At 74.9% G+C, this 19,003-nt stretch carries 13 protein-coding genes; 6 read left to right on the top strand and 7 right to left on the bottom strand.

From position 1 onward, the window contains the following. Positions 1-106 precede the first annotated feature (106 nt). From FXF50_RS18455 to FXF50_RS18445, 3 genes are read left to right on the top strand one after another with little or no spacing between them, the layout of a single operon-like run. Entirely contained in the window at positions 107-1,354 is a 1,248-nt protein-coding gene (locus FXF50_RS18455) for a MurT ligase domain-containing protein (protein WP_148429739.1), read from the top strand. Then, on the top strand, positions 1,344-2,066 hold the full coding sequence (locus FXF50_RS18450; protein ID WP_148429478.1) for a type 1 glutamine amidotransferase: 723 nt from the start codon (positions 1,344-1,346) through the stop codon (positions 2,064-2,066). Before FXF50_RS18455 ends, FXF50_RS18450 begins: the two co-directional genes overlap by 11 nt. After that, the gene (locus tag FXF50_RS18445) at positions 2,063-2,776 is read left to right on the top strand and encodes a TVP38/TMEM64 family protein (protein ID WP_148429476.1); all 714 of its coding nucleotides are present in this window, start codon (positions 2,063-2,065) and stop codon (positions 2,774-2,776) included. The genes FXF50_RS18450 and FXF50_RS18445 overlap by 4 nt, the downstream gene beginning before the upstream one ends. Before the next feature lie 138 nt (positions 2,777-2,914). Here FXF50_RS18445 and leuS read toward each other — a convergent pair whose 3' ends face one another. Beyond that, a complete protein-coding gene (gene leuS, locus FXF50_RS18440; RefSeq protein WP_148429474.1) occupies positions 2,915-5,755 on the bottom strand; it encodes a leucine--tRNA ligase in 2,841 nt (946 codons plus the stop codon). Positions 5,756-6,183: 428 nt separating this feature from the next. Here leuS and FXF50_RS18435 point away from each other — a divergent pair, with 428 nt between their 5' ends. Genes FXF50_RS18435 through FXF50_RS18425 form a run of 3 tightly spaced genes read left to right on the top strand, consistent with a single transcriptional unit; the run spans position 6,184 to position 11,027 of the window. Next, complete coding sequence (locus FXF50_RS18435; protein WP_091320301.1) at positions 6,184-7,239, top strand: MoxR family ATPase; 1,056 nt, start codon at positions 6,184-6,186, stop codon at positions 7,237-7,239. 1 nt (position 7,240) lies between these two features. Then, complete coding sequence (locus FXF50_RS18430; RefSeq protein ID WP_148429472.1) at positions 7,241-8,539, top strand: DUF58 domain-containing protein; 1,299 nt, start codon at positions 7,241-7,243, stop codon at positions 8,537-8,539. A 16-nt stretch (positions 8,540-8,555) separates the two neighbouring features. Continuing rightward, positions 8,556-11,027, top strand: coding sequence for a DUF3488 and transglutaminase-like domain-containing protein (locus tag FXF50_RS18425; RefSeq protein WP_148429469.1), 2,472 nt, complete (start codon positions 8,556-8,558; stop codon positions 11,025-11,027). A 236-nt stretch (positions 11,028-11,263) separates the two neighbouring features. Here FXF50_RS18425 and FXF50_RS18420 read toward each other — a convergent pair whose 3' ends face one another. The 6 genes from FXF50_RS18420 to FXF50_RS18395 all read right to left on the bottom strand — a co-directional run bounded on the left by FXF50_RS18420 (position 11,264) and on the right by FXF50_RS18395 (position 18,668). Beyond that, positions 11,264-11,656 (bottom strand): DUF3040 domain-containing protein, encoded by a 393-nt coding sequence (locus FXF50_RS18420; RefSeq protein ID WP_148429467.1) that lies wholly within the window; start codon positions 11,654-11,656, stop codon positions 11,264-11,266. Positions 11,657-11,771: 115 nt separating this feature from the next. Beyond that, positions 11,772-13,031 carry a DNA polymerase IV gene (locus FXF50_RS18415; protein ID WP_148429464.1) on the bottom strand — a complete coding sequence of 420 codons (1,260 nt, stop codon included), beginning with the start codon at positions 13,029-13,031 and terminating at the stop codon, positions 11,772-11,774. 57 nt (positions 13,032-13,088) lie between these two features. Beyond that, a complete protein-coding gene (locus tag FXF50_RS18410; protein WP_148429462.1) occupies positions 13,089-14,252 on the bottom strand; it encodes an alkaline phosphatase family protein in 1,164 nt (387 codons plus the stop codon). Beyond that, entirely contained in the window at positions 14,249-14,998 is a 750-nt protein-coding gene (locus tag FXF50_RS18405; RefSeq protein WP_187399724.1) for a methyltransferase domain-containing protein, read from the bottom strand. Before FXF50_RS18405 ends, FXF50_RS18410 begins: the two co-directional genes overlap by 4 nt. A 14-nt stretch (positions 14,999-15,012) precedes the next feature. Next, the gene (locus tag FXF50_RS18400) at positions 15,013-15,192 is read right to left on the bottom strand and encodes a hypothetical protein (RefSeq protein ID WP_091268414.1); all 180 of its coding nucleotides are present in this window, start codon (positions 15,190-15,192) and stop codon (positions 15,013-15,015) included. Between the two features lie 98 nt (positions 15,193-15,290). Beyond that, entirely contained in the window at positions 15,291-18,668 is a 3,378-nt protein-coding gene (locus tag FXF50_RS18395) for an error-prone DNA polymerase (protein ID WP_148429459.1), read from the bottom strand. Positions 18,669-19,003: the final 335 nt, after the last annotated feature.

The following is a 19,003-nucleotide window of genomic DNA, read 5'->3' as shown; positions in this document are numbered from 1 at the left end:
CCCGCGCTGACCGTCCGCCGGCCATCCCCGGCCGAACGGATCGCCGTCGGCGGCGATCTGGTGGGCCCGGTGGTCCGGTAACCTCGCTCGGGTGACGGACGCGAAGATGCCCCTGCGGGCAAAGGTGGCCAGCTCCGTGTCGCGGACCGCCGCGGCGCTGTCGCGGGCCGCGGGCCGTGGCGACGGCTCGGTGATCGGCGGCTGGATCGGCCTCAAGATCGACCCGGACCTGCTGGCGCACCTCTCGGCCGGCCGCGCCATCGCCCTGGTGTCCGGCACCAACGGCAAGACCACCACCACCCGGCTCACCACCGCCGCCGTCGGGGTGCTCGGCCGGGTCGCCACCAACTCCTTCGGCGCCAACATGCCCACCGGGCACACCTCGGCGCTGGCCAAGGCCGGCAGCACCCCCTACGCGGTGCTGGAGGTGGACGAGCACTACCTCGCCCAGGTGCTGGACGCCACCGAGCCGCACGTGGTGGCGCTGCTCAACCTCTCCCGCGACCAGCTCGACCGGGCCAAGGAGGTCGCCATGATGGCGCAGCTCTGGCGCGCCGCGCTGGTCCGGCACCCCGACCTGCGGGTGGTCGCCAACGCCGACGACCCCATGGTGGTCTGGGCCGCCACCCCGCCCGCCGACCCGTCGCGCGGCCACGTCCCGCCGCAGGTCACCTGGTTCAGCGCCGGCCAGCGCTGGCACGACGACTCCTGGGTGTGCCCCGAGTGCGGCTCCCCCATCCAGCGCTCAGGCGAGCAGTGGTGGTGCACCGGCTGCCCGCTGCGCCGCCCCCAGCCGCAGTGGACGGTCGAGGACGACGGGGTGCTCGACCCCACCGGCGCCTGGCACAAGGTGCAGCTCCAGCTCCCCGGCAAGGTCAACCTCGGCAACGCGGCCACCGCCCTGGCGGTCGCCGCCGAGTTCGGGGTACGCCCCGTGGACGCGGTCTCCCGCCTCGGGGTGGTCACCTCGGTGGCCGGCCGCTACGCCCAGGTCGACCGGGACGGGCGCAACATCCGGCTGCTGCTGGCCAAGAACCCGGCCAGCTGGCTGGAGGCGTTCGACATGGCCGACGTCGCGCCCACACTGCTCTCCATCAACGCGCGCGACCCCGACGGGCTGGACACCTCCTGGCTCTTCGACGTCGACTTCTCCCCATTGCGCGGCCGGCAGGTGCTGATCACCGGCGACCGGGCGTACGACCTCGCCGTCCGCCTCGACGTCAACGGCGTGCCGTTCCAGCACGTGCGGAGCTTCGACGACGCGGTCCGGGCCGTGCCGCCGGGCCGGCTGGAGGTCATCGCCAACTACACCGCCTTCCAGGACATCCGAGCGGAGCTGGACCGTGTCAACTGAGAGCCTGCGCATCGTCTGGATCTACCCGGACCTGCTGTCCACCTACGGCGACCGGGGCAACGCGCTGATCCTGGCCCGCCGCGCCCAGCTGCGCGGAATGCCGGTCGAGGTGCTGGAGGTCCGCTCCGACCAGCGGCTGCCCGCCACCGCCGACATCTACCTGATCGGCGGCGGCGAGGACGGCCCGCAGGCGCTCGGCGCCCAGCGGCTCATCGCCGACGGCGGCCTGCACCGGGCGGTGGCCCAGGGCTCGGTGGTGTTCGGCGTCTGCGCCGGCTACCAGCTGCTCGGCACCTCCTTCTTCGCCAAGGGCACCCGCTGCACCGGCCTGGAGCTGCTGGACATCTCCTCCGACCGGGGTCCCACCCGGGCGGTCGGCGAGCTGGCCGGCGAGGTCGACCCGCGGCTGGGCATCCCGTACCTGACCGGGTTCGAGAACCACGGCGGCCGGACCCACCTCGGCCCCGGGGTGTCGCCGGTGGCCCGGGTGACCACCGGGGTCGGCAACGACGGGACCACCGAGGGCGCCTGGCGGGGCAAGCTGCTCGGCACCTACTCGCACGGCCCGGCGCTGGCCCGCAACCCCGCCCTCGCCGACCTCCTGCTGCGCTGGGCGACCGGCGTCCACCAGCTCCCCCCGCTCGACGACAGCTGGGCCGACCGGCTCCGGTCCGAGCGCCGCACCGCCGTGGCCGCCGCCGCGAGGGCATGACCGGCGCCGCCCGACCGTGGCGGCGAGGATCCCGACGGTTCGCCCGGTTGCTCCGGCAGCCGTCGGCGCGCCGGTTCGCGCTGCTGCTCCTGCTGCTCGCCGGGTTCGGCGTCACGCTGCTGCTGGTCCCCCACCCCGACCCGCGCGACCTGCCCCGGCTGGCGCACTCGCTCGGCGGGTACGCCCCGGCCGTCGCCGTGGTGGGCGGCGCGCTGCTGCTCGTGGCGCTGGTCCCGCGTACCTTCGTCACGCTGGCCGCCGGCGCGATCTTCGGCCCGGTGCAGGGCGCCGCGTACGCCCTCGGCGCGGCGCTGCTCGCGGCGGCCATCGGCTTCGCGGTCGGCCGCCTGCTCGGCCGGCAGTTCGTCGCCGAGCGGATCCGCGGCCGGCTGGCCCGGCTGGACGGCTGGTTCGCCCGGCAGAGCGTCTTCGGCGTGATCACCGTCCGGCTGCTCCCCATCGCCGGGTTCGGGCTGGTCAGCTACGGCTACGGCACCACCGGGGCGCGCCTGCTGCCGTTCCTGGCCGGCAGCGTGATCGCCTCCGCCCCCACCGCGATCGGCTACGCGGCCATCGGCGCGGCGGTCAGCTCCCCCGGCTCGATCAACTGGTACGCGGCCGCCCCGGCCAGCCTCGGCCTGATCGCCAGCGTGCTCATCATCCACCGCTGGTGGCGGGCGGAGCGGCAGCGCCGGCTGGGCCCGAGCTGAGATGGCCGCCGCGGAGGAGCGGCTGGGTCCGCAGCTGGCACCGATGGCTGCTCCGGCACCGCCCAAGGGTCGAGGCGGGGCTGGAAGCCGCTTGAGGCGCGCCCCCGAGCAGGGGACGCGCCTCAGACGCGGGCGTGGTCAGGCGACGACCGAGACCATCCGGCCCTTCACCACGATGACCTTGCGCGGCTCCCTGCCGGCCAGCGCCCCGGCGACCGCCTCCAGCGCAGCCGACCGGACGTCGTCCTCGGCCGCGTCGGCGGCCACCTCGACCCGGCCCCGGACCTTGCCGTTGACCTGCACCGGGTAGGTCACCGTCTCGGCGACCAGCAGCGCCGGATCGGCGGTCGGGAAGTCCGCGTACGCCAGCGAGGTGTCGTGGCCCAGCCGCCGCCACAGCTCCTCGGCGATGTGCGGGGCGAACGGCGCCACCATCAGCACCAGCGGCTCGGCCACCTCGCGCGGGGTCTCCGCCAGCCGGGTCAGCCCGTTGGTCAGCTCGATCAGCTTGGCGATCGCGGTGTTGAACCGGATCCCCTCCATGTCCGCGCGGACCCCGTCGATCACCTTGTGCAGCAGCCGCCGGGTGGCCTCGTCGGCCGGCGCGTCGGTGACCCGCAGCGCGCCGGTCTGCTCGTCGACGACCGCCCGCCAGACCCGCTGCAGGAACCGGTACGAGCCGACCACGGCCCGGGTCTCCCACGGGCGGGACACCTCCAGCGGGCCCATCGACATCTCGTAGACCCGGAACGTGTCCGCGCCGTACGCCGCGCACATGTCGTCCGGGGTGACGACGTTCTTCAGGGACTTGCCCATCTTGCCGTACTCGCGGGTGACCTCGGTGTCGCCGTGGAACCACCGGCCGTCGACCTCGACGACCTCCTCCGCCGGCACGTAGGCGCCGCGCGGGTCGGTGAACGCGTACGCCTGGATCATGCCCTGGTTGAACAGCCGGCGGAACGGCTCGAACGAGGAGACGTGGCCCAGGTCGTACAGCACCTTGTGCCAGAAGCGGGCGTACAGCAGGTGCAGCACGGCGTGCTCCGCGCCGCCGACGTACAGGTCGGTGCCCCCGCAGTCGCCGGCCGAGCGCGGGCCCATCCAGTACGCCTCGTTCTCCGGGTCGGCGAAGCGCTCGGCGTTGGTCGGGTCCAGGTAGCGCAGCTCGTACCAGCAGGAGCCGGCCCACTGCGGCATCACGTTGGTCTCCCGGGTGTAGCGCTTCGGCCCGTCACCCAGGTCCAGCTCCACCTCCACCCAGTCGCGTCGCCGGGACAGCGGGGTCTCCGGGTTGCTCCCGGCGTCCTCCGGGTCGAAGGTCTTCGGCGAGAAGTCCTCCACCTCGGGCAGCTCGACCGGCAGCATCGACTCGGGCAGCGCGATCGGCGCGCCGGTCTCGTCGTAGACGATCGGGAAGGGCTCGCCCCAGTAGCGCTGCCGGGAGAACAGCCAGTCCCGCAGCCGCCAGGTGACCGCGCCGGCGCCGTACCCGTTGGCCTCCAGCCACTCGATGATCCGCGCCTTGGCGTCGGCCACCCCCAGGCCGTTCAGGTCCAGGCCGCGCTCGGGCGCGGCGCTGTTGATCGCCGGGCCGTCCCCGGTCCACGCCTTGCCGGCGAAGCCCTCCGGCGGCTGCACCGTGCGCACGATCGGCAGGTCGAACACCTCGGCGAAGTCCCAGTCCCGCTCGTCCTGGGCCGGCACCGCCATGATCGCGCCGGTGCCGTAGCCGGCCAGCACGTAGTCGGCGATGAAGATCGGGACCTGCCCGCCGGTGACCGGGTTGGTCGCCCAGGCGCCGACGAAGACGCCGGTCTTCTCCTTGGTCTCCGCCTGCCGCTCCACGTCCGTCTTGGCCGCGGCGGCCTTCCGGTACGCCTCCACGGCCTCCCGCGGGCTGGCGTGCCCGCCGGTCCAGGCGTCCTTGGTTCCCTCCGGCCAGGCGGCCGGCACCAGCACGTCGACCAGCTCGTGCTCGGGGGCCAGCACCATGTAGGTGGCGCCGAAGACGGTGTCCGGCCGGGTCGTGAACACCCGGATCGGCTCGACGGTGGTCGGGAAATCGATGTGCGCGCCCTGGGAGCGGCCGATCCAGTTGCGCTGCTGCAGCTTGATCGGCTCCGGCCAGTCCAGCGTGTCCAGGTCCTCCAGCAGCCGGTCCCCGTACGCGGTGATCCGCATCATCCACTGCTTCAGGTTCCGCTTGAAGACCGGGAAGTTGCCCCGCTCGGAGCGGCCGTCGGCGGTGACCTCCTCGTTGGCCAGCACGGTGCCCAGCCCCGGGCACCAGTTGACCGGCGCCTCCGAGACGTACGCCAGCCGGTGGTCGTCGACGATCCTCCGCCGCTCGCCCACGGTCAGCTCGGCCCACGGCCGGCCGTCCGGGGTGGGGCGGGTGCCGCCCTCGAACTCGGAGATCAGCTCGGCGACCGGGCGGGCCTTGCGCGCGTCCGCGTCGTACCAGGAGTTGAAGATCTGCAGGAAGATCCACTGGGTCCAGCGGTAGAAGTCGGTGTCGATGGTGGCGACCGAGCGTCGCTCGTCGTGGCCCAGCCCCAGCCGGCGCAGCTGCGCCTTGTACCGCTCGATGTTGGCCTCGGTGGTGGTCCGCGGGTGGGTGCCGGTCTGCACCGCGTACTGCTCGGCGGGCAGGCCGAACGCGTCGAAGCCCATGGCGTGCAGCACGTTGCGCCCCGCCATCCGCTGGTAGCGGGCGTAGCAGTCGGTGCCGATGTAGCCCAGCGGGTGGCCGACGTGCAGGCCGGCGCCGGACGGGTAGGGGAACATGTCCAGCACGTACAGCTTCTCGGCGCCCGCCCGCGGGTGGTCCGGGTCGGCCAGCGGACCGACCGGGTTCGGCGCGTGGAAGATGCCCTCCCGCTCCCAGGTGTCCTGCCAGCGGTGCTCGATCTCGTCGGCCAGGGCGGCGGTGTACCGGAACGGGGGGATGTCGGTCGCCGGTGCGGCTGCCTCACTCATGGCGTCTCCTCGGCGCGGGTCATGTCGGATATGGGAGGTCTGCTGCGGGCACAAAAAAGCCCCTCGCGCAGGAGGGGCCGCCGTGCTGTCGCGCGCTCAGCGCATCAGCACGGCTCGGTAAGAAGCAGGAAGACTCCGGCCATGACCGGCAGTGTACCCCGCCGGCCGGTCGCGCCTCGCGCCCGTTGCCCTCGAGACAGGAACCGGGACCCGGCTACCCGCCGGCGAGCCGGTCACGCGTCCCCCGGTCCGGCGAATATTCCGGGCGTAACCGGCCGACCGCCTGCGGGGGTCGGCGGCAACGAGAAACATGGTTAGCCTGAGAGGCCAGTGAGATTTCTGCGGCAGACGAGGCTCGGCGTCGCGAACCCAACGGCGGGTCCAGGTGCTCTATACAGAGCTGCCGTCCGGCGACGAGGAGGAGGCCCGTGACACAACAGACCTGGGACGAGGTGGGCGGTCTGCTGCCGCACGACGAGTTCCGCGCCGCCAGCGAGGCCATCGTGGCCAACATCGAGCAGGTCATCGAGGGCAAGACGGCCACCGTCCGGCTCGCCCTCGCGGTGCTGCTCGCCGAGGGCCACCTGCTGATCGAGGACGTCCCCGGCGTCGGCAAGACCAAGCTGGCCAAGGCCATGGCGCGGTCCATCGACTGCTCGGTGCGCCGGATCCAGTTCACCCCGGACCTGCTGCCCAGCGACGTCACCGGGGTCAGCGTCTACAACCAGGAGACGCACGACTTCGAGTTCCGCCCCGGCGCGGTCTTCGCCAACCTGGTGGTCGGCGACGAGATCAACCGGGCCTCGCCGAAGACCCAGTCGGCGCTGCTGGAGTGCATGGAGGAGCGGCAGGTCACCGTCGACGGCGTGACCTACCAGCTCCAGACCCCGTTCATGGTGGTCGCGACGCAGAACCCGATCGAGATGGAGGGGACCTACCCGCTGCCGGAGGCGCAGCGCGACCGGTTCACCGCCCGGATCGCGATGGGCTACCCGGACCCGAACGCCGAGCTGGCCATGCTGGACGGCCACGGCGCCACCGACCCGCTGCACGAGCTGCGGCCGGTCTCCGACGCGGCCACCGTCCGCCGGCTGATCGGCCACGTCCGGCAGGTGCACGTCGCCGACGCCGTCAAGCAGTACGCCATCGACCTGGTGACCGCCACCCGGGAGGCGCCCGACCTGCGGCTCGGCGCGTCCCCGCGGGCCACCCTCCAGCTGCTGCGCACCGCCCGCGCGGTGGCCGCCCTGGAGGGCCGCGACTACGTCCTCCCGGACGACCTCCAGGCCCTCGCGGTGCCGGTGCTGGCGCACCGCATCATCCCGACCGCCGACGCGCAGCTGGCCCGGCGCACCACCGACGCGATCGTCGCCGAGCTGGTGCACCGCCTCCCGCTCCCGCACGACCGCAAGCGCTCCCCGTACGACACCCGGCCCGGCGGCACGGGCAACGGTCGCGGGCCGTACGAGCCGCGGAGGCCGTGAGGTGCGCGACGGGCTGCGAGGGCTGACCACCCGCGGCCGCTCCTTCCTGGCGGCCGCGGTCGCCGCCGCGATCTCCGCCGCCATCCTGGGCGAGAAGGACCTGCTCCGCGTGGCCGTCCTGCTCGCCATCCTGCCGCTGCTCGCGGCGGCCTACGTCGGGCGCAGCCGCTACAAGCTCGCCTGCAACCGGTCGCTGGAGCCGCACCGGGTGCCGGTCGGGGCCAGCTCCCGGGTGGTGCTGCGGCTGCAGAACCTGTCCCGGCTGCCCACCGGCACGCTGCTGCTGGAGGACCGGCTGCCCTACGCGCTCGGCAGCCGGCCGCGGGTGGTGCTGGAGCGCCTCGGCGCCCACCAGGCCAGCTCGGTGGCGTACACGGTCCGCGCCGACGTGCGCGGCCGCTACGAGGTCGGCCCGCTGGTGATCCGGCTGACCGACCCGTTCGGCCTGTGCGAGCTGAGCCGGGCCTTCCCCAGCACCGACCACCTCACGGTGATCCCGCAGGTCACCCCGCTGCCCTCGGTCCGCCTCCCCGGCGAGTACGCGGGCAGCGGCGACAGCCGGGCCCGGTCGGTGGCGGTGCACGGCGAGGACGACGCGGCCACCCGGGAGTACCGGATGGGCGACGACCTGCGCCGGGTGCACTGGAAGTCGACGGCCCGCACCGGCGAGCTCATGGTGCGCCGGGAGGAACAGCCCTGGGAGAGCCGGGCCACCGTGGTGCTGGACACCCGCGCCGCCGGGCACCGGGGCGAGGGGCCCACGGCGAGCTTCGAGTGGGCCGTCTCCACCGCCGCCAGCGTCGCCGTGCACCTGCGCCAGGCCGGCTACAAGTTGCGCCTGGTCACCGGCAACGGCGCGGACGTGGACGCCACCGAGGCCGGCGGCGAGGGCGTGCTCCTCGACCACCTCGCCGAGGTGCACCTGGACAAGCGCGGTGAGCTGACCACGCTGGTGCAGCAGGTCCGGCAGCGGGCCGACGGCGGCCTGATCATCGCGCTGCTCGGCACGTTGAGCACCGCCGAGGCGGAGCTGCTGGCCGGGCTGCGCACCAGCGGCGCGACCTGCGTGGGCTTCCTGCTCGACAGCAACACCTGGCTGAACCTGCCGCCGAAGGCCCGGGCCGAGGCGGAGCACGCGCACGGCGCCGCCGCGCTCGCCCTGCTGCAGAGCGGCTGGCGGGTGATCGGCGTGGAGCACGGCAACCGGCTGCCGGTGCTCTGGCCGCAGGCGGCCCGCGGTTCGCAGGGCTTCGCGCTGCGGGCGGCGCTGGCCGAGACGGTCGCCGGAGGCGTGCGATGACCGAAAGGAAGGACGCGTGACCGCCCACCGCAACCTCGGCTTCGTCGCCGCGGCGGCGACTTTGCTGGCGGCGGCCCCGCTGTCGGTGATCTTCGAGCGCTGGACGTGGCTCATCCAGGCGGCCATCGTGGTGGCCGTGGTGGCCGGCGCGGCCGCGCTGAGCCGGTTGGCCCGGGCGCCGCTGTGGGGCCAGGTGCTGGCCATGCTGGCCGGTCTCACGCTCGCCCTGACCTGGGTCTTCCCGGGCGGCACCGAGTTCTTCGCGTTCGTGCCCACCCCGGCCACCTTCGCCCACTTCGGCGACCTGCTGAACGCCTCGCTGCCCGACATGCGCTCGTACGGCGTGCAGGTGCCCGACGTCGACTCGCTGCTCTTCCTCGCCGTGCTGGGCATCGGCGCGGTGGCCATCGTGGTGGACGTGCTCACCGTCGGGCTGCGCCGGCCCGCGCTGGCCGGGCTGCCCATGCTGGCCATCTACTCGGTGCCGGTGGCGATCTACGTGGACAGCGTCCCCGCCACCCCGTTCGTGGTGGGCGCCTGCGGCTACCTGTGGCTGCTGGTCACCGACAACGTCGACCGCGTACGCCGGTTCGGCCGGCGGTTCACCGGCGAGGGGCGCGACGTCGACGTCTGGGAGGCGTCGCCGCTGGCCGCGGCGGGCCGGCGGCTGGCCGTGGTCGGGGTGGCCCTCGCGGTGGCCCTGCCGCTGGTCGTGCCCGGGATGACCGGCGGGCTGATGGACGCCGTCGGCAACGGCACGGGCACCGGCGACGGGCGGCCGGGCCAGGGGGGAAGCCCCGGCCGGATCGACCTGTTCGCCGCGCTCAGCGGCCAGCTCAACCAGTCCGAGGTGACCGAGCTGGTCAAGGTCAGCACCAACGAGCCGGCTCCGTTCTACCTGCGCTTCGGGGTCGCCGACGAGCTGCGGCCGGACGGCTTCCGGGTTCGGGTGCCCACCGGCAAGCCGGCCAACCGGAACCTGCCCGACCCGGTGGAGCGCGGTGGGCGGGGCGTGGAACGGCAGCGCTACCGGGCCAGCGTCGAGGTGAGCAAGAACCTCAACATGCCGCTGCTGCCCATCTACGCCGAGCCGGTGAAGACCGCGGACGTGAGCGGCAACTGGCTCTACGACACGAACCTCCAGATCGTCTTCTCCAACCGGGACAACGCCCGGGGCAAGCGCTACTCGTTCGACTACGTCCGCTCGACGTTCAGCCCGGCGGCGCTGCGGGCGGCGCCGTCGCTGCTGGCCGACGACCCGGTGCGGCGGCAGCAGACCGTCACGCCGTCCGTCCGGGCCGTCGACCGGCTGGTCGAACAGCTCGTCAAGGGCCGGACGAACGACTACGACAAGGTCCGGGCGATCTACGACTACTTCTCGGTGGAGAACGGGTTCACCTACTCGCTGTCCACCCGGGGCGGCACCAGCGGGGACGACATCACCGACTTCCTCGCCACCAAGGTGGGCTACTGCCAGCAGTACGCCGCAGCGATGGCCTGGCTGGTCCGGTCGGCCGGCATCCCGGCCCGGGTGGCGTTCGGCTTCAGCAACGGCAGCAACTCCGGCAATGGCACGTACGTGCTGACCAACCGGAACCTGCATGCCTGGACCGAGGTCTTCTTCGGCGACGGGATCGGCTGGGTGCCGTTCGACGCGACCCCGGCGGCGAGCGTCGTGGGGTCCGTCCGCTCGGCCTGGGCCCCGGACACCGACGCCCCCGAGGAGGTCACCCCCCTGCCGGGCAGCACCGCCGCCCCCGACGGCGCCGACCCGTCGGCCAGCGCGGAGGACCCGGACCGCCTCGACAAGGACGCCGACCAGGGCCTGGCCGTCGGCGACAACGGCCCGACCCGGCAGAACCCGGTGTGGCCGTGGTGGGTGGCCGGGGCGCTCGCCCTGCTGGCGCTGCTCGCGGTGCCGGCCCTGCGCCGCTCCGCGCTGCGCCGGCGCCGGCGCGCCCGGGCGACCGTGCCCGCGGCCACCACCCTGGCCGCCGTGCCCGGGCAGCGGGGCGAGGCGCGCGAGATCGTGGTCGGCGTGGACGCCGACCAGGCCCGCGCGGACGCGCACGCCGCCTGGGACGAGCTGATCGACACCCTTGTCGACTTCCACGTCCGGGTGGACCGGACGGAGACACCCCGCACGACCGCCGAGCGGCTGGCCCGGGAGGCGCTGGTCGAGGACGCCGGGGCGATCACCGGGGTCCGGCTGCTGGGCCGGGCGGAGGAGCGGGCCCGCTACGCCCGCGACCCGCTGACCGGCGAGGAGCTGCACCCGGCCCTGCGGTCGGTGCGCGGCGCCCTCGCGGCCCGGGCGGACCGGCGTACCCGGCTGCTGGCGGCCCTGTTGCCGCCGTCGGTGCTGCTGCGCTGGCGGACCGCCCTGACCGACCGCTCGACCCGACTGGTCACCACGACCGGGCAGGTGCGGCAGCGACTGCTGCGCTGGAACCCGCGTCGTCTCCTGGCGGGCCGCCCGGCCCGCTGACCCGGTTCCGCCCGCCGGCGCTCCCCCGCCGACGGGCCGGACCGGGTCCCAACGACGTCCCGTCCCCGGCGCCACGCGCGAGCGCGGAGTGAGGCGTGAGGGCACGGAGTGGGGCGCGGGCGCGGCGTAGACGCACGGATCGGGGAGGATCAGGGCGCGCGGAAGCGGCCACGGTCGCCGGGCGTGCCGGCGACCCGTCGTCGCGCTAGGCCCCGCCCGTCACAGGCGGGAGGTGCTCAGCGGTGGCCCTCCGGGCGCTGCCGCCAGCGGTCCTCCATCCGGTCGAGGAAGGAGCCCCGGCGGCCGCTGCGGCCACGGGGACGACGGCTCGTCGTGCCGCCGACCACGTGCAGGTCGGGCGACTGGGATCGGCGGTGCGACTGCACCGCGTAACCCAACGAGGCCAGCATGACGACGAAGCCCGCCACGGCCAGCGGGGGCGTCTTGATCACGGCACCGTAGATCAACAGGGCCAGACCAGCGATGACCACGCCGGCAGCGACGAGCACGCGACGCCGCGCGTGGAAACGCGGGTCGCTGGCGCGCACGGCCGAGGCGAATTTGGGGTCCTCGGCAAGCGACCGCTCGATCTGCTCGAACAGCCGCTGCTCGTGCTCCGAGAGCGGCACGGCACTCCTCCCCGGTCACGTTGGTCGGCCCGGTCGGGCCGACAGACCGTGGCAGCCATCCGGCTGCTTACCCGCAAGTCTACGAGGGGGCTCGCGCGTCGGAAAGCGGGACGACCTACGGCCGGGTCGGTTTTTCGCCGCGCCGGGTGTCACGCCTGCCGAGAAGACTGGCCGGACCTATGACGGACCGCCCGAATCGGGCGGCCGCCGCGTCGGCCGCCGCCTCCGCCTCCCGCCAGCCGCGCTCCGGCGCGCCCAGGGTGAGCTGCTGCGGCGTCTCCTCCGCCGCGGCGAGCCCCTCCATCCGGACGCCGACCAGACGGACCGGCTCGCCCGGAGCGAGGGCGGTCCAGAGCGCCCAGGCCGTGTCGAACATCTCCCGGGCCGTGTCGGTGGGCACACCGAGGGTGCGGGAGCGGCTGACCGTGCGGAAGTCGGCCAACCGGACCTTGAGCGACACGGTCCGCCCCACCTGACCGGCCGCCCGCAGCCGGGCGCCGGCCTTCTCGGCGAGGGCGAGCAGCGCGCGGCGGATCTCCGCCGGGTCGGTGACGTCGGTGTCGAAGGTGACCTCGGCGCCGATCGACTTCTCCACGTGCTCCGGGGAGACCCGGCGCGGGTCCCGCCCCCAGGCCAGCTCGTGCAGGTGCCCGGCGGACGCCTCCCCCACCGCTCGGCGGAGCAGGCCCGGCGGCGCCTCGGCCAGGTCGCCCACGGTGCGCAGGCCGAGCCGTTGCAGCGCCTCCGCGGACCGCTCACCCACCCCCCACAGTGCCGCCACCGGCAGCGGGTGCAGGAACTCCAGCACCCGGGCGGCGGGCACCACGAGCAGGCCGTCCGGCTTGGCGCGGGTGGAGCCGAGCTTGGCCACGAACTTGCTCGGCGCCACCCCGACCGAACAGGTCAGCTCCTGCTCCTCGGCCACCCGGCGGCGGATCAGCCGGGCGATCTCGGTGGGGGCGCCGAAGAGCCGCCGGGCGCCGGCCACGTCGAGGAACGCCTCGTCCAGGGAGAGCGGCTCGACCAGCGGGGTGACGTCGCGGAAGATCCGCATCACCGCCCGCGAGGCGGCCGAGTAGGCGGTGAAGTCCGGTGGCAGGTAGACGGCCTGCGGGCAGAGCGCCCGGGCCCGGGCCGTGGGCATGGCGCTGCGGACGCCGTAGCGGCGGGCCTCGTAGCTGGCCGAGCTGACCACCCCGCGCGGACCGATCCCGCCCACCACGACCGGCTGGCCGCGCAGCTCGGGGCGGCGGCGCACCTCCACCGAGGCGAAGAAGGCGTCCATGTCGACGTGCAGGATCGGGCAGCCGGTGTCGTCGGCGTCCGGCCCGAAGCGCGGATCACCGCCCCGGGGCAACGACTGGCTGCGGCCCATCCCCGCAGGCTAGCCGCCCGGTCCGACAGTCCCGCCGCCCGACCGGCCCGGATCGCGTCAGCCGCGGACCACCAGCAGCGGGATGGTCATCTCGGCGGCGGTGTCCGCGCCGTGGTACGCGACCAGCCGGGACTCCATCGGCTTCTCCGAGCGGGTGGCGACCACCGCGTACGTGTCGCGGCAGACCACCACCACGTCGCCGATCCGGCCCAGGTGCGCCTCCGGCACCGGCCCGAACCAGCCGGTCGCCACCGCCTCCGCCCGGGTCAGCACCCGGGCGGCGCCGTCCAGCACCGCCGACCAGGCGGCCACCACGTCGGCGGTGGCGCCCGGCTCGACGTGCAGGTAGCGGGCCCGGGGCTCGCCGGCCACCACCCGGACGCCGGCCCGCAGCCGGGGATCGGTGTCGAGGTCGATCCGGTGCTCGTCGGGCACGTTGAGCTGCCCGTGGTCGGCGGTCACCAGCAGCGCGGCGTCCGGCGGCAGCCCGTCGACCAGCCGGGCGAGCAGCCGGTCCACCTCGGCGGCGGCCAGCCGCCAGGGCGCGGAGTCCACGCCGGTGAGGTGCCCGTGCCGGTCCAGGTCGGGGTGGTAGCCGGAGACCAGGGTCGGCCCGGGACCGGCCGCCAGGGCGGCGAGCATCCGCTCCGCGAGCGGGTCGACACCGGCCGCGCCCCGGTAGTCGGCGCCCCGGTTCGCGGCCAGGGTGAGGCCGCTGCCGGCGTACTCCGGGCGGCTGACCACGGTGACCGCCACCCCGGCGGCGCGGGCCCGCTCGTACCAGGTGGCGACGGGCTGCCAGCGCAGCGGCTCCGGGTCGCCGGCCCACTCGATGTGGCTGAGCACCCGGTCGGTGCCGGGCACCCGGACCTTGAAGCCGAGCACCCCGTGCGGCCCGGACGGGGTGCCGGTGCCGAGGCTGACCAGGCTGGTCGGGGTGGTGGAGGGGAAGCCCGAGGTGAGCGGGACGCCGACCGTGGCGGCCAGCCCGGCGAGGGTCGGCGCGTACGGGGCCGCGGTGGGAATCTGGTACCAGCCGAGCCCGTCGACCAGCAGCACGGCGACCCGGCGCACCCCGGCCAGCCGGGGCGCCAGGCCGAGCAGGTCGGCGGCGCCGGGCACGCCGAGCAGCGCCAGCGCGCTGGGCAGCACGTCGACCAGGCTGCCGCCGCCGTAGCGGGGCGCGACCCGGTCGAGCGGACCCACCGCCGGGCCGGTCATGCCGGGCGGCGGGCGAACAGGTGCAGCTGGGCGGCGAGGTCGCGGTAGGGCGGCCGGGCGGCGAGGGCCCGTTCCAGCTCGACCAGGGCGGCCGCCTGGCCGTCGGCCACGGCGGCCGGGAGCAGGTCGGCGAGCACGCGTACGCCGTGGATCTCCTCGACGGTGAGCCCGGCGGCGGCGAGCAGGGCGGTGGCGCCGTCGGCGTCGTAGCGGCGGCGCAGGGTGTCCCGGGGGCCGGCGGCGCCGGCCGGGTCGGCGGCGAGCGCGGCGGCCACGTCCAGGTGGCCGTTCATGGCCCGGGCCAGCACGGCGGCGGCCCGGCCGGCGACCAGCACGCTGGCCGCGCCACCGGGGCGCAGGGCGGCGGCGAGCGCGGCGACCACCGGGGCGGGATCGTCCACCACCTCCAGCACCGAGTGGCAGAGCACCAGGTCGACGGTGGCCGGCTCGACCAGCCCGGCGAGCGCGTCGCCGTCGCCCTGCACCGCGCGTACCCGCTCGGCGACCCCGGCCTCGGCGGCCCGGCGGGTCAGCGCGGCGAGCGCGTCGGGGCTGGCGTCGACCACGGTGACCCGGTGGCCGGCGTCGGCGAGCGGGACGGCGAAGCCGCCGGTCCCGCCGCCGACGTCGAGCACGGTGAGCCGCTCGCCGGCCCGCCGGTCCAGCTCGGCCCGGAGCACCGCCCAGATCACGGCGGTGCGGGGGGTCAGGGTTCGGGTGCGCTCCACGCCGCCGAGCCTAGTCACCCCCGGGCCCGGGGTCAGGACTCGCCACCGCCGGCGGGGTCCTCCTCGGCGCGGGACCGCTGGGCGTTGGCCACCGGCCCGTCGGTCACCTGGTATTCCCGGGGCTCCACCTCGTGGGTGGGCGCCCAGCCGGCGCCCAGCCGGGTCCGTCGGGCGTTCGCCACGCCACCGGGGTACGTGCTGTGAAAGGTCATCGGTTCATCCCCCACTACGCGGGTGGGCCACTCTGCCCATCCGTGCCCGGGAGTCTCCCGCGTCCGGGGCCGGGAAACCGTAATGTGGATCACTGATCTCAACGGAAATCCCGGGACGCCGGCGTGACGGGCGGCTCGATCGCGTCCAGCCGGTCCGCGGTGAGGCTGGTGACGCCCTCGTGCCGCTGCAACCGGCCCCGCACCACCAGCGCGCCGCTGGTGCGGGCGATTCGACGGTAGCGCTGCCAGAGCCCCGGGGAGCAAGTGACATTCAGCATGCCGGTCTCGTCCTCCAGGTTGAGGAAGGTGACCCCGCCGGCGGTCGCCGGGCGCTGCCGGTGGGTGACGATCCCGCCGACCCGGATCCGCTGCCCGGGCTCCACCCGGCCCAGCCGGGCGATCGGCACCGCGCCCAGGGCGTCCAGCCGGTCCCGGATGAACCGGGCCGGGTGGCTCTCCGGGGACAGGCCGGTGGCCCAGACGTCGGCGACCAGGCGGTCCACCGCCTCCATCCCGGGCAGGGTGGGCGGGGTCGTGCCGGTCACCGTGCCGGGCAGCCGGCCCGGCCGGTCCTGGGCGGCCGCGCCGGCGGCCCAGAGGGCCTGCCGCCGGGTCAGCCCGAAACAGGCGAAGGCGTCGGCGGTGGCCAGCGCCTCCAGGTGCGCCGCCGTCAGGCCGGCCCGGCGGGCCAGGTCCGGCATGTCCCGGTACGGCCCGTGGGCGGTCCGCTCCGCCTCGATCCGCTCGGCCACGTCGTCGCCGAGGGTGCGTACGCTGCCCAGCCCCAGCCGGACCGCCGGGCCGCCCAGCCCCCAGGCGTGCGGCGGCTCGCCCGGCTGGCTCCCCCACCGGGTCTCCGGGGTGGACTCCAGCACCGCCTTCGCGCCGCTGGCGTTGATGTCCGGCCGGCGGACCTCGACGCCGTGCCGGCGGGCGTCGTCGACCAGGGTCTGGGGCGAGTAGAAGCCCATCGGCTGGGCGTTGAGCAGCGCGGCCAGGAACGGGCCCGGGTGGTAGCGCTTCAGCCAGGAGCTCGCGTACACGAGGTAGGCGAAGCTCATGGCGTGGCTCTCCGGGAAGCCGTAGCTGGCGAACGCGGTGAGCTTGCGGTAGACGTCGTCGGCCAGCTCGCCGGTGATGCCCCGCTCGGCCATCCCGGCGTAGAGCCGGTCGGCGATCTGCGCCATCCGCTCCACCGAGCGCTTCGCCCCCATGGCCCGGCGCAGCTGGTCGGCACCGGCCGCGTCGAAGCCGGCCAGGTCGATGGCGAGCTGCATGAGCTGCTCCTGGAACAGCGGCACGCCGAGGGTCTTCTCCAGCGCGTTGCGCATCAGCGGGTGCGCGAACGTCACCGGCTCCTGGCCGTTCTTGCGCCGGATGTAGGGGTGCACCGAGCCGCCCTGGATGGGGCCGGGACGGATCAGCGCCACCTCCACCACCAGGTCGTAGAACTCGCGGGGCTTGAGCCGGGGCAGGGTGGCCATCTGGGCGCGGCTCTCCACCTGGAACACCCCGACCGAGTCGGCCCGGCAGAGCATGTCGTAGACCTCGGGGTCGTCCAGGGTCATGTCGCCCAGGTCCAGGCTCATCCCGATCAGGTCGTAGCCGTAGTGCAGCGCGGAGAGCATGCCGAGGCCGAGCAGGTCGAACTTGACCAGGCCGACGGCGGCGCAGTCGTCCTTGTCCCACTGGAGCACGCTGCGGCCGGGCATCCGGCCCCACTCCACCGGGCAGACCTCGATCACCGGCCGGTCGCAGATCACCATGCCGCCGGAGTGGATGCCCAGGTGCCGGGGGAACGTCTGGAGCTCGTTGGCGTACGCCACCACCTGCTCGGGGATGTCCTCGACGTCGACCGCCGCGACCGAGCCCCAGCGGTCGATCTGCTTGCTCCAGGCGTCCTGCTGCCCGGGCGAGAAGCCGAACGCCTTGGCCACGTCCCGCACCGCCGACCGCGGCCGGTAGGAGATGACGTTGGCGACCTGGGCGGTGTGCTCCCGGCCGTACCGGGCGTAGACGTGCTGGATCACCTCCTCCCGGCGGTCGGACTCGATGTCCACGTCGATGTCGGGCGGGCCGTCCCGCTCCGGCGCGAGGAACCGCTCGAAGAGCAGCCGGTGGCGCACCGCGTCCACGTTGGTGATCCGCAGCGCGTAGCAGACCGCCGAGTTGGCCGCCGAGCCCCGGCCCTGGCAGTAGATGTCCTGCTCGCGGCAGAACGCGACGATGTCGTAGACCACCAGGAAGTAGCCGGGGAAGCCCAGGTCCTCGATCATCCGCAGCTCGTGCTCCAGCTGCGCGTACGCCTCCGGGTGCGCCTCGGGCGGCCCGTACCGCTCCCGGGCCCCCTGCATCGTCAGGTGCCGCAGCCAGGTCATCTCGGTGTGCCCCGGCGGCACCGGGTACGCCGGCAGCTGCGGCGCCACCAGTTGCAGGTCGAAGGCGAGTTCCGCGCCGAACTCGGCGGCCCGGGCCACCGCCCCCGGGTACGCGGCGAACCGCGCCGCCATCTCCGCGCCGCTGCGCAGGTGGGCGGTGGCGGCGGCGGGCAGCCAGCCGTCGATCTCGTCCAGGCTGCGCCGGGCCCGCACCGCCGCCACCGTGGTGGCCAGCCGGCGCCGGCCGGGGGTGGCGTAGTGCACGTTGTTGGTGGCCACCGTGGGCAGCCCCGCCGCCGCGGCCAGCTCGGCCAGCGCGTCGTTGCGGTCGGCGTCGAGCGGGTGGCCGTGGTCGGTCAGCTCCACCGCCACCGTCTCGGCGCCGAAAAGTTCGGTGAGCCGGTCCAGCTCCCGGGCCGCCGCGTCGACTCCCTCGGTGAGCAGCGCGGCGGGCACGTGCCCCTTGCGGCAGCCGGTGAGCACCAGCACGTGGTCGCGCAGCTCGGCGGCCACCTCCTCCAGTTCGCCGTAGACCGGGCGGCCCTTCTCGCCGCCGCGCAGCTGGGCCCGGGCGATGGTGGCGGCGAGCCGGGCGTACCCCTCGTGGCCGTGGGCCAGCACCAGCAGGTGCGCGCCGCGCGGGTCCGGCTCGCCGTTCTGCGGGCCGGGCAGCCCGAGGGAGAGCTCCGCGCCGAAGACCGTCGGCAGGTGCAGCGCGCGGGCCGCCTCGGCGAAGCGCACCACGCCGTAGAAGCCGTCGTGGTCGGTGACGGCGAGCGCGGTGAGCCCCAGCCGGGCGGCCTCCTCGGCCAGCTCCTCGGGGTGGCTGGCGCCGTCGAGAAAGCTGAAGTTGGAGTGCGCGTGCAGCTCCGCGTAGGGCACCGCGTCGTCCGGGCGGGACAGCTCCGGCGGCGCGTACTCCTGGCGCTTGCGGCTCCACGCCGGGGAGTCGCCGCCGTCGGCGTCGACCGCGAGCGGGTCCACCACGTGCAGGTGCCGCTCGCCCCTGGGCCGCCCCTTGCCGGATCGCCCGCCGGGCCGGCCGGAGAGCACCTGCTCCAGCTCCGACCAGGGCATCTTCGGGTTGTGGAAGCTCACCGGCCGCCTCCCCGGCGGTTCCGCGTCGAGATCTTGGCACCTCGCGGCCCCTGGAGGGGCCGAATTCCTCCAAGATCTGATTCCGCCCCGGCCAGGAGGCGGATGACCCTTGGCCGGCTACGAACTTGATGATGCGAATGAATCACGGGAGCGGGCGCGGAAGCGGGCGCGGGAGCGGAAGCGGGCGCGGGAGCGGGAGCGGATGGCGATCCGTTCACGTCATCAAGTTCGTAGCCTCCGACGGGTGGAAGCCGGGGTGGCAGGTCGGCGTGCCGCGCGGCCGGGGCACGGCCCCCGGCCAGAGCAGGGCGCGTGGCCAGCGCAGGGCGCGTGGC

It is taken from the genome of Micromonospora sp. AP08 (assembly GCF_008085935.1).
Classification (GTDB): Bacteria; Actinomycetota; Actinomycetes; order Mycobacteriales; family Micromonosporaceae; genus Micromonospora; species Micromonospora chersina.
The sequence above is the reverse complement of the archived record's forward strand: the minus strand, read 5'-3'. Positions and strand labels throughout refer to the sequence as shown.